The sequence below is a fragment of the Cytophagia bacterium CHB2 genome (genome assembly GCA_030263535.1).
In the GTDB taxonomy this organism is placed as follows: Bacteria; Zhuqueibacterota; Zhuqueibacteria; order Zhuqueibacterales; family Zhuqueibacteraceae; genus Coneutiohabitans.
In genome coordinates this window covers 1-12,806 of sequence record SZPB01000174.1, presented here as the reverse complement: position 1 = coordinate 12,806, position 12,806 = coordinate 1, and the positions used below count along the sequence as shown (strand labels likewise).

The following is a 12,806-nucleotide window of genomic DNA, read 5'->3' as shown; positions in this document are numbered from 1 at the left end:
AATTGGGATACGCTCGCATTTGTTGGAAGGCAGTCGATACGATCCGGTGCGCCACGTTTTGTGGACCACGTGGAAAGATGAGCGCGATTTTTTTCGAGGGCAAGCGCGCGCGGATATGAAGGTGGCATACTCTCGCGATCGCGGCGTGACGTGGTTGCCGAACCCGCCGGAGTTTGCGACGGATTGGGATTCGTTGACCATCGGCTTCAAAGCCGCGGCGATTTTTCCGAACGGCGATTTTGCGGTGAATTACGAAGTCTCGGCCGAGAGCGGCGGCGCGGCAAGAAGTGTCTATTTTAGAAAACGGCAAAGCGTGACGACCGGAGTGGAACAACCGGCTTTGGAAATACCGCAAGGCTATTCGCTGGCGCAGAATTATCCGAATCCGTTCAACCCTTCGACGGTAATCAGTTTTCATTTACCGGTGAGCAGCCACGTGACATTGAAAGTTTTTGATGTGATTGGCCGCGAAGTGGCGATTTTGGTGGATGGTGAAATGGCGGCGGGAAATCATGCGTTGACGTTCGCGCCGCGCGATTTGGCCGGCGGGATTTATTTCTACAAAATCACCGCCGGCCAATTTTCGCAAACGCGCAAGGCGGTGTTGATCAAGTAATCCAGAGTTAAAATGACAGGAGAACGTTGCCATGAAAAGAACACTTACTCTTTGCATACTGATTTCGTCGCTGGCAAGGCCGGGCGAGGCGGTATCACAATCTGCCAGCGCGACGCAGATTTGGTTTCAACACGATGACTTTGTGGATTTGAACGGCGACGGCGAAGCCGAGTTCGTTCCGGACATGTTGGCGCGTTGGGAAAACCACACGCAATGGCCCCAGGCCCTTGACAACATGGAGGTTTATTCCCTGCACGAAAATTTGTTCAAAACCGGCGGCGCTCCCAATGGCATGGGCGAAAAGTTTTTGCGGCTGCTGAAAGACCATTTCGGCGACAAGCCGGCTCCCGAGCTTCACGCAGAATACTTGCAATTGATCCTGCCGGTGCTGCATGCGCACGGCGTCGCGCTGCAAATCCATACGGTAGGTTCCAAGGGAGATTTTGTCCCCTGGAAAATGTATGGCACCTCCACCGGCACGGATACCATACCGTTCCCGCAAAACAATAAGGGGTTGGAGCTGGTTCTGAATACGTTACGGTTTGTCAACGATGTTTGCGACTCGCTGTTCGCCGATGGATACCGGGTCACACAAATAAAACTTCAAAGTGTGCTCTCTGGCATTTGGCAGCGCGGCCTGCAGAACAATGTTTATTGCGCCCTGGAATACATGAAAGCGGTTCAGGCGGATTACCCGGCGATGAAATTCTATCTGGGCGACGCACTCCTGCAACGGCGCGATTATGACAAGAACAAGGATTGGCGGGAGGCTTATGAGACGCTGCACAACACGATGATGAACGATCAAAGAGGTTATGCTCATCTCAATTTCGAGGGCATCCGGATCGAGTTTGACAAGAACTGGGACGATCCGGTTCAATTTGAGAATGCACAGGGGTGGCATGAATTGGCGAATGCAGGCGCGTTCAATCTCATTAAGAGTTTCAGCTGGAAGGCGGGACTGGAGCACAATAATCCCTATGCCGATGATGAATGGGAGTATGAAAAGGTGGTGCTCCGAACCGCCGAAAAGTCGCGGGAACTGAACCTACGTTGGGATTTTGCAGTGTTGCACAGCGATGAAGCCGGAGGGAGTGGTCGCGCCTACCCCTTCGACGTCGCGCCTGAAAATCGCGGGCCCAATGAGCCGCCCACCTTTGCCTCGGTCTTGAATAAAGTTTTCGATTTCTATAATAATGTGACCGCGATTGATGATTTCTCGTATTCTCCCAAGGGATTCCAATTGCAGCAAAATTATCCCAATCCCTTCAATCCGTCGACAGTCATCCGTTTTCAGTTACCAGTGCGCAGCCGCGTAACGCTGAAAGTCTTTGATATAGTTGACCGCGAAGTGGCGACGCTGGTGGATGGAAATCTCGAAGCAGGCAATCATGCCGTGACGTTTGCGCCGCGCGATTTGGCCGCCGGGATTTATTTTTACAAAATCACTGCGGGCAAGTTTTCGCAAACACGCAAGGCGGTCTTGGTCAAATGATGGCAACGATAAGTATTGTTCCTTGACTTTTTTCAGAAAAGCGTTAAGCTGAATATGAGATAGCTTCCACGGATTTTTCATTGTCAAGGCAGTCAGGAACTCGCACTCAAAATGATAAGATGACGATGCTGAGCGGCAAGATGCCAACGGAAAAAGAATTGCTCGATCTTAGCGATGAGGAAGTGGAACGCCTGCTTTCCAGTTCCCGAGCAAACTCTTCCGAGGCAAAGGAGCAACTGTTGACTTGGGGCTACCTCATTGCGCAACAATATTTTTATCGGAATTTGCCGCGGGAACGAGCCTTGTCTCCGGAGGACGCCGAGGATTTGACCACGGCTTTCTTTTTGGAGTTCGAGCGGAACTGGCCACGCTTGCACAGCGCGACCCGTTATAGCCGCCATGTTTTGAAGAGAAATTTGCGGCGCCACTTGCGACGCCAAAAACTGCGGCGGCGGCGCGAGATCATCCTGCGCGACGAGGCGCTTGAAAAAGAGGCCGAGGGCTTGTCAGCGGAGACAATGCAACCCTGGCAGAAGTGGACGGACGAGCAATTTCTGCAATACCAGGCCGTGCTGCGCGCGCTGCGAAGCACCGACGAGGTGACGCGGCAAATCATCCAATTCCGCCTTCAGGAACCGCCGTTGGAGCATAAAGAAATTGCCGGCCATTTGGGAATGGTGGAGACGGCCATCCGCATGCGCGTGACGCGATTCTACGCGATCGTTCGCAAAACATACGAAAAAATCCGTTACTTTAATTAAGGCCTGTTCCCTATACGAGTGAGAAGTGGTCACGGCGTCTCATTCGAAATCTGGGCGAAGGGAAAAAAATGTTTCGGCAAAACGACGACCAGCTTGCGACTTCAACCATCGATCAATTTCTGCGGCTCGCCAAAACGCCGCCGGATGAAGCCTTGCTGCGCCGCTATTTCGCCGCATGTGAAGGCAAAGGAATCGAATCGCACTTAACCGAGGCAGAACGCCGCTGGGTGACGGTGAATCTTGACGCCAACCCAAGCTGGCGGCAGAAGTGGCAGGCGCTGGAGGAAGAATTGGGGAAGTCGGTGGACTGGCGAGCTCAAGCGCTCTTTCCGGAGCCCGTGGTCAAACCTCCATCTTCATTGCGAGCGGGCGCGATCGGAGAAATTTTCAATCTCTTGCAACCGTCGTGGCCGTTTCGTTTTGCCGTCGCGGCGATGATCGTCCTCGCTTTATACGGCACGCTGTGGCTGATTGGAAGAGCGACGCTTGCGGAAACCCATCAGCTCGCTTCGATAGCCCAATATCAAGATGATTTGGCTGCGAAAATAAGGGGCGCGAGCACGGCGGCGAGCCGTGATTTTTCCGGCGGGGCTGCGGCACTACTCGCTGCGCCCAAAGATTGGTTGGGCTTGTTTCCTCGTTATGACTTGGCGAAGATCGACGAGGCCATGACGCATTTTCAAAGCGCTTTTGAGAATGCACCGGACCCATTTCAGCGCGCGGAAATTGCCTTTTTTCTCGCCAAAGCCTGTTTGATGAAAAACGATGCGCGCCAGTCAAAACATTGGCTAAATCAAGTGCTGGCGCAAAACGTGGTGGATTATCGGGAGGAAGCGAAGGCGCTGCTGCAAAAATTGCAGGAGAAAAATTGAGATTTGAAATTCGTAACGCAACGTGGACGAGCCACAATAGGTTTTTAAAACACGGAGCAACGGAGTTCACGGAGCGTCACGGAGAAAAGCCTTTAGAAAATATCTATTCTCTCCGTGCTTTCTCTGTTTGCTTCGTGGCTCCGTGTTTAGTTGGACTTTGAATTAAGAAAACTTTCAGAATTTTATTCTAACTTTTGCTGCGCAAAGGATTAACCTGGAATAAAGAATTGCCGACGCCTAAAGGCGTTACTACGAACGTTTACTTCCCAATCAACACAAACGGCGCCCAGTAATACGGCTTGGCATATTTGGCCTGTTGTTCGATCATTCGCAGCTTGGCTTCGCGCAGCGCGGCGGCTTTGCTTTTTCCCGCCAGCATGTTCTGATAAAAATCAATCATCAGATTCGCAGTGCTCGCATCGTTGACCTGCCATAAAGAGACCAGCAGGTTGGCCGCGCCGGCATAGAGAAACCCGCGCGAAAGGCCGATCAACCCCTCGCCCTTCGCTATCTTTCCCAATCCGGTTTCACACGCGCTCAACACCACCAAATCTGCATTCAAATCTAAATTGTAGATTTCGCCGAGATATAAAATGCCGTCCTCTTGCGGCGAATCAATCGACGCCAGCATCAACCCGGACAGTTTGGGGTTCGATTCGTTGACAAAGCCGTGAGTAGCGAGATGCACATAACGAAAGTCGGCCAGTCGGCTCGATTTCAAATTGACCTCATTGGCCTGGCGTTCCAATTGAACCTGGGTTTTATTCCCGAACCAGCGCTCGAAAATGGCCGCTCTGTCTTTGAACAAGCGTTGCACGCCCTGCACTTCATCTCTGGAGGCAGGAAGAAAACCCGCTTCCATGGCGCGCGCCGAATCGACGGATCGTTGCGCCGCCACGAATTCTGCGCTGCGACTGTTGCTGACAAGCCCGCCAGGGAAAACCGGCGCGTATGCCAGATAATCGCGCGCAACGTTACCGCGCCGGCGCTTTTGTATCTCGCAGAACAACGTGGCGGAATAGGCATAGCTGATCGCGTGCTTTTTGACCACGAACGGTAGCGCGCGATAATCTTTGATCTCCGTCTCAACACCGGCCATATCACTGAGCAGCGCCTCAAACGGCACGAAACACAACGCCCCGTCCGGAATGATGATGAGATGTTCGGCGTCGAGCGCCAGTGCGATGGGGGCCATGAGAATTTGATAAAGCGCCTGTGCCGCAGACACGTATTGGTCATATTGTTGCTTGAGGATTCCAGTTTGCAGCCCGGTGACATAGCGCTCCAGGAGCGAATCTCGCGGCGCACTTTTCAAATGCAACTGATTGTTCTTAAATGTGAAAATGTAAAGCGAATCACGTCCGACGAAATATTCGACCAGTGCCGTGCGGTCATCTAAGAGTTGCTCGTAAATCTGCGCAGCGTCCGACATTTTGCTTTGATACTTCAAATTGAAATAGTTGGGATAGTTTGTTTCAAGCTGCGTCAGCAGATCTTCGTAGGCGCGCTTCAGATCGAACAGTTGGGCTTGCCATGAAAGCGCTTTTGTGCTGTCCACTGCTTTGCCTTTCGATTCTTCTTCGAGCAGTCTCTTCTCATAAAAAGCCAGCTCGGCGCGCAGGCGGCGCTCCTTTGCCAACAGGCTGTCGGGAATGCCGGCAAACTTTTTTGCTTCGGCTTCAGCGAGGGCATCCAGCAAAATGCCGGCGCGGCTTTTTTCGGCAAACTGCCAGGCCAGTTCCTGGTATTGCGGATTACCTGCGGCGCGGTAAAGGGCGTGTGCGATTTGTATCGCCTGCTCATAAATTTCCGTGGCTCGTTCAGCGAGAAAGAGCTTGGCGCCTTCGGCTTTGTAGCCGCGGCGAGTTTGATCGATTAACTTCACCGCCAATTGGCTGGTGGCCAGTGCGGTGTGCAGGTCATCATGCGGATGAGTTGAATTTTCCGCATGCGCCACCAAAGTCTTCGCTTTCTTGTATAGAGATTCCAGCAGTATCTCTTCCGAAAGGATCTGTTGCAGTGAAGGGTTGGCCGTGATGGCGGCATTGGAAAAATCACGGGCATTCGCCTGCAGAGCGCGTTGATAGCTGGCCAGCGCTGCGCTGGATTGCCGCCTCTCTGCCTGCAAGTCGCCAAGAAGATTATGAATTCTTGCCAAATCCGGATGATGCCGGCCAAGCACGGCGCTCAGAATCGAGAGGGACTTTTGATAATGCGACCGGGCTTTGCCGTAATCGCCTTTCTTGGCGTAAACCTGGGCCAGGTTGCCATAGCAATGTGCGACCGCGCGACTCCTTTCGCCTAGCAACGCCAATCGGATGTCCAAAGCCTTGCAATGGAATTCCAATGCGTTGGCATAGTCACCCATTTCAAGATAAGTAAGGCCCAGGTTGTTGTATCTTTCTGCAACGGCCAGATGCCGCTGGCCAAACTGCTCCAGGCATGTCGCCAATGACTTTTGACCAAACTCCAGCGCGCGGTCATATTCGCGTTTTTGATGATAGATCAGGCCGAGGTTGCGGTAGACATTTGTCACCGGCAGGCGCTTGAATACATCGGCCGGCAAGGCTTGCCAAATCGCCAGGACTTTGGAATAATATTCCCGCGCGAGATCGTATTCGCCCCGATGGAAATGAAGACTGCCAAAATAGAAAAAGAGAAAACCGGCTTCCTGGCTTTTGAGCTCGGGGTCCATGGCCTTCCTGATCGCCAACGCCTGTTGCAGAGATTCCAGGGCGTGTTCATAATATCCCATGCCCGAATACATCATGCCGATCATGCTATGCGTATCCGCAATCTTACCCTGGTTTGACTCATCGGCGGTGGCCTGCAAGATGGAAAGTTTTTTCTGAAAATAATAGATGGCCTTGTCGTTATCGTCTCTGGTGTGAAAGAAGGCGCCGAGAACTTCGTACACGGGCAGCAAAGCGGTGTGATATTCGCCAAGCTGCTGGACGCCGGTTTCCAAGACTTGTGAGAGCCGTTGGTGCGCCCGATCGAAGGAGACGGTTCTCATCAACGCTCTCGAAATTTGCGTCTGCCCGCGCAACCAACCTTCCCAATTCTGCGCGGTCTCATAAAACCCGGCGGCCTTTTCAAAATAGACGATGGCGCTGTCATACCGGCTGGCTTTAAAGAACTGTTCGCCGCGGGTAAAAATTTTATCCGCCAGAGAGCTGTCGGCAATCATGACCTGGCTTGAATCAGAAACCGCAGAGGACGGCTTGTGGGCAGGCGGGGGCTCGGATTGTTTCTGCTCTTGCGAGCAAGAAAAGCACAGAAGCATGGTCAACACCACCGCTGCCCGAAATTCTTTTTTACGACTTATGAGGATCATCTTAGCTCGTTTTATCCTATGCAAGGGAAATCCATTTCGCCCCCTTGGGGCTTTCGGATATTTTATCTAATCTATTTCCAGGGCGTTGCCCTTCGCTATTACATGGCGCCCCGTTGGAGCTTTTTCTTCAAGTCAAAGAGTGTCCAAAAATATGCCTTCACTGTGACACCATTTGACGAGGTCTGAAAGTTGGGGGCGAAGATAGTTTTTCTACATCCGCCGGAAATTGTTCATCCTGCTTTAAATTTTAACGCGATTGGTCGTCATTTTCAAGCTTGAAATTCGTTCCAACTATACTCGGTTAGGGTGACTCTTTTGAGACGGCCTGTGATGCTTGAGCATCGCTGCAAAGCTGAAGCTTTGCTCTCTGCTCGATTCGAAACTCAAATTTCAAACCTAAAAAAGTATAGCATGTCGTGTTGTAAGCATCTTTTTCAATTTGAGCACCATGCTTCCAAGTAACATGTCATTCTGGAAAAAACCTGTTCAGGCCAAGCACTGTGCTTGATACTAACAAGATCGTTCCACGATGACATATTAGAGTTACTTGCAGAACGAACTACAGCAGTAGTGAACGCGCAATACTAAAAAGATCCATCTAGGATGGCATGAAAAAATGTTGCTTGTCGTATCAACCCTGAACCCCAGGGTCAATCGCTGACTAGCAAAAAATTTTGTTACATATCGGGAAATGAATTCCCTGTACAAATACAATAAGGAAAAAAACCGAAAAACCCTTTTTGACGCGGAGGTTTCTCATGCAAACAGTAAATGTATTCTTGAACCTGGTTTTGGTGAGCGGCTGGACACTTCTCCTCGCCACCACAGCAACAGGGCAAAATTACCCACCCGCCATCGAATACGCCTCGCTTCTGGATTTACGCTTCTATGAACAGACCGGCGGCTTCCTGGTGGAAAACCTGCAACTGGTTTTTCCACCCCAGGCAGAGCAGAAAATGGAATTCGTCATCACCCGCGCCAATGGTGAAGCAGTGGCAACTGTGCCGTTACGCAAGGAACTACTGGGGGAGAATTTCCCCGCGTTTGCGCGCCTGCAGCCCAGCGGCCATCCCGGCAATGTCCAGGTGGGGCAGCCGGGCGATTTCGTAATGAGCGTGAAAGCCGCCGGCCAAGCCATTACGACACTGCCATTCACCCTGCGCGCCGAAGGCGGTGATGATCCCTTCAACCCCCAAAAGACTTTCGTGCTCGAAGGGCCGTGGCGCTCGCTGGCCTATCTTTATGTGCCGGTGAATGAACCGGAAGCGCCGCTCTCCTTCAGATGGTGGATGAGCGGACAGGAGCTTCCGGCAGAGATGAAGCAGGCCACCTGCACCGTGCATCTGATGCGCGGCACCCAGGAAATATCCGTGAGCCGCACCAAAGTCGTTATCGATGCTTCCAACAAACTTTGGGCATCCAGAGTTTGTGACTTTTATCTGGAAAAAGAGAGAAAGATTCTCACCTTGGGAATGCTCACCGCCCAGGATGGCGATTATCGGATCGTGTTCAAGGCCAAAGATAAGGTCATCAAATCCTACGCCGTGCCGGTGAAGGGTGGTAAAGTGCAACAATTGAAGCGTTGTGATTTGAGCTTTCAGCCGCACACTGATTTTATCTCGCCGCGGCTGGTGGACACCTCGAGTGGCTCAAGCTCGAGGTACAGGATGGTGGAGGCGTTTTGGGTGGAGAGTAAACAATGAGCTTTAAAAAAATCGGAGTGCGATGCTTCAGCATCGCTAAACCTAAAAGAGTATACGGCTTTTTCTCGAGTTTCAAAGAAGCCATTGAATTGAACTTTATACGTAACTCGACATTTATGTCGAGAAAAAACCAGGTGGGCGACATGAATGTCGCATTACAATTTTAGTAACATCAACAAACAGGAGGAACAACCATGAACCGATTCGTTGCTATTTTCGCCACAACCGTATTGTTGCTCAGCCTCGCGGCTGCTGAAACCAGCGCGCAAACCTGGCAGAAGCTTGCCAGCTTTCCCGGCCGCCCGGCCGCTAATTTGTTAGTTGGCACAGATGGCGGCGTTTGGCGATCCCGCATGGACTTCGACGGCGACGGCATGGCGGACCCATCGTTCATTGCAGTCAACCCGAACGACCCCAGTGGCAATACTCTGCATATTCAAAGCGGCGCCGATGCCAATCAGAGGTGGGAAGTTCCCTTGCCCAGCGGCATCATTGCCATTCTCATCGGCTTTTTTGACTTCGACGGCAGCAATCCCAAAGAGATTCTCATGGCGCAGAAGTTGGGCAACCGGTATGTTAACCCGATGGTTCTCTATAACAGTGATGTAACCAATGGCACCTATGAGGTTGGTGTTCCTGATGGCAGTACGATACTGATAGGCGGTTGGGACCTCAACAATGATGGCGTTTATGAACTCGTTGTTGCCGCGGCGAATCCGAATCTACCAGCAGGAGAGATTCAGGTGTGGGGTTTTCGTTAAAAAGAGTCCGACTTTTTCCACAAAAGTCGGTTTCTGGTTCACCACAAGTAGCCATTTGAACGGAGTGCGATGATTTATCATCGCAAAACTAAATCATCGCAAAACTAAAGTTTTGCACTCCGAGTTCAGCCGGCCCAACAAACTGGAGGAAATTATGAAACGCATCACTCTTACCCTATTAGCTATTGTGCTGTGTGCCGGTTCTGCCGTGGCGCAAATCGGCAGAATCTGGGAATCGCCGCAAGGTGGTAAATTCCGGCCGCCGCGGCCCAACAAGTTCATCCTGGAAATCGCCGGTTTTCAAACACCGACCGATGACGATAGACCCGCCATCATTGCCATCCTGATCGGCTTACAGAATCAGGGAATGGTGGGGGCCTCCCAGGGTTTTGCCCCGGGTGATCACGCTTCGGCAAACCAGGGAGAGGACAGGATTGTGGTCTATGACCCTGCCGATAGCAGCGAGATCTGGTCCCTGCCTTTGTCAACGCTGACCGGCGGGCAACCTGCGGATAGCATCTCGATAAATATCGTTGGCTTCGTCCGTTTTCGCGGCCAGGGGTCGACGCAGACGAGGTCACAAATGCCATTCAGCAAACATGCCATTGTGAGCTATGATTGGGATATCAACAATGACGGCACGTTCGATTTCATGGAGAAATTTCTTTCCATTGTCGATCCGAATACCAATGAAGTGGTGTTTACGGAGCAGGGCGCATTGCTCCTGGGTATATTACAACGGGCAGATCGCCGGATAACCCTGCTCGAAGTGCTGGTGGCGACAAAACAATTCGCCGTAGTTGGCGAGACCGGCGGCAACAGCGGCTCGTTCAGTTCGGCAGCGGCGCCTGTGTCTGCCCTGGCCCGCCAAACGGTCGCCGATTATCAGCTCGACTTGAAATTCCAGGCTGAACCCGGCTTGCGGCTCGCCTACGACCCGGAGCTCTTCGATCCCCCAGGCGATAATGACCTGGATGGCGACGGCCGGTCCGATATTGCCATGCTGGTGGAAGACGCCAATGATGAGCCACAAGGTGTAATTGTACGAAATGGCCAGAGTTACGATATTCTCTGGCAATTCCAATTCCCCACCGAACACAAAACCAACATCCTCAAAGGCTCTCACGGCTTCGCCGATGCTAATGGTGACGGCGAAAAGGAAGTCATCGTCGGCGACAACCTGGCCGTCACCCTCGATGGCACGGTGCATACCATCGCCGAAAATTTTCAGACTCTCGACGTCAACGACCTCGACAACGACGGCTTTGAAGATATCATCGGCCTCAATACCATCGACAGCTCCGCAGTTGTGTACGGAATTCTCAATCCAACTTCGGTGGCGGATTATGATCCGGCCGAAATTCATTTCCGTCTGTTTCAGAATTATCCCAACCCGTTCAACCCCAGCACCACGATTTCTTATTCTGTCGTGCAAGCCGGCGACGTGGAGCTGACCATTTTTAACGCCCTCGGCCAGGCGGTGCGAAGACTGGTAAATGAACGTAAGTCTGCTGGCGAGTACAGCCTCTCCTGGGACGGCCGCGATGATGCCGGGCGGCAACTCAGCAGCGGTTCGTATTTCTATCGTTTGAAAGTCGGCGAGGCAGTGCAGACCCGGCGCATGTTGTTTTTAAAATAAGTCTCACCCCAATTCAACCCTAATCGGGTTTTAATCACAAGGAGTAACCATGAAAAGGCATGTTCAAACCATCGCATTAGCCCTGCTGTGGCCGGCCACGCTTTTGGCGCAAAGCGAGTGGAGCTGGCAAAATCCGTTGCCGCAAGGTTACACGCTGTATGATCTCCACATTTTCGACGCGAACACCGTTCTGGTCGTGGGTGAAGCGGCAACCGCTATCAAAACTATGGACGGCGGCGCAAGTTGGAGCCTGCAGCACAACCTCGGCGGCGAAGGGATCACAGTTGAATTGGAATCCGTTTCGTTTGTCGATGCGAATACCGGTTTTGCCGTCGGACCGGGCGACCGCATTTTCAAAACCACGGACGGTGGCGCGACGTGGTCCGTGCAAAGCGCCGGCGTATTTTCCACGCTGCACGGCGTTGATTTCGACAAGGGCTGCTATGTCGGCCAGGAGCTGACGGCGCGCATGAAGCATCGCGGCAAGGTGCGTAAACGCCTGCTGCCGGTAAGGGTGGCGGGTGAATTGCCGCCCAGCGGCGCGCCCATCACCGAGGGCGGCAAAGAGATCGGCGAGATGCGCGGCGGACTGGGCGCGCGCGCTATCGCCTACTTGAGACTTGATGATCTTGAGGTGGGAAAGTCATATCGTTGCGGCGCCGCTCAGGTGACGCCCGAGCGCCCCGCGTGGCTGCCGGACGCCGCGTTGCGTCCCGGCAAGGAGGATTGAGCATGGCAAAACCGGAACGCTGTCCGTGGTGCGGCGCGGATCCCTTGTATGTCGCCTATCATGATCATGAGTGGGGCGTACCAGAGCGCGATGACCGCGCGCTTTACGAAAAACTCATCCTCGATGGCTTTCAGGCCGGACTGTCGTGGATCACCATTTTGCGCAAGCGCTAGAATTTCCGCCGCGCCTTCGATGGCTTCCAGCCGGAAAAAATCGCCCGCTACACGCCGCGCAAAATCGAAGCCTTGATGACTGACGCCGGCATCGTGCGCAACCGCGCCAAGGTGGAAGGCGCGGTGAAAAGCGCCCGCGCCTATCTGGAACTGGCGGATCAGGGCGTCTCGTTCAGCGATTTCCTGTGGGACTTCGTGGACGGCCGCCCGATCCAGAACCGCTGGACCAAGGATCACAAAATTCCCGCCGAAACCAAACAATCCCAAGCCATGAGCAAAGCCTTAAAACAAGCCGGCTTCGTCTTTTGCGGCCCCACCATCACATATGCCTTCATGCAAGCGGTGGGCATGGTCAACGATCATTTGGTGACATGCCCCAGGCATAGGGCGTGCCAAGACATCGGGCGGTGAGAACAGCAAGAAAACACGAAATTATGGTTTTCTGAAATCTTGCCGGCCGAAGTCTTGCGACTCCAGGATGACCTGCCGGATGCTCTGCCCTTCGTGGCGAACGACCTTTATATCACCGCCGGTAATTTTGCGGATAAATAGCGGCCAGATTATATTCCAGTGCTTGATAATGGATGACCGATGCTGCTCTGGCGTTGCTTTGTCTAGAAAGTGATCATTCATCACGTCTTGCGGAACAACGCACCTTATGCGTGTACGGTCACCGTACTGCGCCCAAAAGATGTAGGACATCAGATCGGAAGAATACC

At 52.7% G+C, this 12,806-nt stretch carries 9 protein-coding genes and 1 pseudogene; 9 read left to right on the top strand and 1 reads right to left on the bottom strand.

Annotated elements, in window-relative coordinates; all coding sequences use genetic code 11:
• The 4 genes from FBQ85_16740 to FBQ85_16725 all read left to right on the top strand — a co-directional run.
• Nucleotides 1-616 (top strand): T9SS type A sorting domain-containing protein (locus FBQ85_16740; GenBank protein MDL1876793.1); only part of this gene is annotated, 616 nt, incomplete at its 5' end.
• 31 nt (nucleotides 617-647) lie between these two features.
• Nucleotides 648-2,111 (top strand): T9SS type A sorting domain-containing protein, encoded by a 1,464-nt coding sequence (locus FBQ85_16735; GenBank protein MDL1876792.1) that lies wholly within the window; start codon nucleotides 648-650, stop codon nucleotides 2,109-2,111.
• A 140-nt stretch (nucleotides 2,112-2,251) separates the two neighbouring features.
• A complete protein-coding gene (locus FBQ85_16730) occupies nucleotides 2,252-2,872 on the top strand; it encodes a hypothetical protein (protein MDL1876791.1) in 621 nt (206 codons plus the stop codon).
• Between the two features lie 68 nt (nucleotides 2,873-2,940).
• Complete coding sequence (locus FBQ85_16725; GenBank protein ID MDL1876790.1) at nucleotides 2,941-3,744, top strand: hypothetical protein; 804 nt, start codon at nucleotides 2,941-2,943, stop codon at nucleotides 3,742-3,744.
• Nucleotides 3,745-4,003: 259 nt separating this feature from the next.
• Here the strand turns inward: FBQ85_16725 and FBQ85_16720 are convergent, their stop codons facing one another.
• Complete coding sequence (locus FBQ85_16720) at nucleotides 4,004-7,081, bottom strand: CHAT domain-containing protein (protein MDL1876789.1); 3,078 nt, start codon at nucleotides 7,079-7,081, stop codon at nucleotides 4,004-4,006.
• A 758-nt stretch (nucleotides 7,082-7,839) separates the two neighbouring features.
• Between FBQ85_16720 and FBQ85_16715 the strand changes: the two genes are divergently transcribed.
• The 5 genes and pseudogenes from FBQ85_16715 to FBQ85_16695 all read left to right on the top strand — a co-directional run bounded on the left by FBQ85_16715 (nucleotide 7,840) and on the right by FBQ85_16695 (nucleotide 12,498).
• Nucleotides 7,840-8,784, top strand: a complete 945-nt coding sequence (locus tag FBQ85_16715) for a hypothetical protein (protein ID MDL1876788.1) — start codon at nucleotides 7,840-7,842, stop codon at nucleotides 8,782-8,784.
• Nucleotides 8,785-8,978: 194 nt separating this feature from the next.
• Nucleotides 8,979-9,545, top strand: coding sequence for a hypothetical protein (locus FBQ85_16710; GenBank protein MDL1876787.1), 567 nt, complete (start codon nucleotides 8,979-8,981; stop codon nucleotides 9,543-9,545).
• 154 nt (nucleotides 9,546-9,699) lie between these two features.
• On the top strand, nucleotides 9,700-11,184 hold the full coding sequence (locus tag FBQ85_16705; protein MDL1876786.1) for a T9SS type A sorting domain-containing protein: 1,485 nt from the start codon (nucleotides 9,700-9,702) through the stop codon (nucleotides 11,182-11,184).
• Nucleotides 11,185-11,233: 49 nt separating this feature from the next.
• Nucleotides 11,234-11,914 carry a hypothetical protein gene (locus FBQ85_16700; protein ID MDL1876785.1) on the top strand — a complete coding sequence of 227 codons (681 nt, stop codon included), beginning with the start codon at nucleotides 11,234-11,236 and terminating at the stop codon, nucleotides 11,912-11,914.
• Between the two features lie 2 nt (nucleotides 11,915-11,916).
• Nucleotides 11,917-12,498, top strand: a pseudogene (locus FBQ85_16695) (DNA-3-methyladenine glycosylase I).
• The last annotated feature ends 308 nt before the right edge of the window (nucleotides 12,499-12,806 follow it).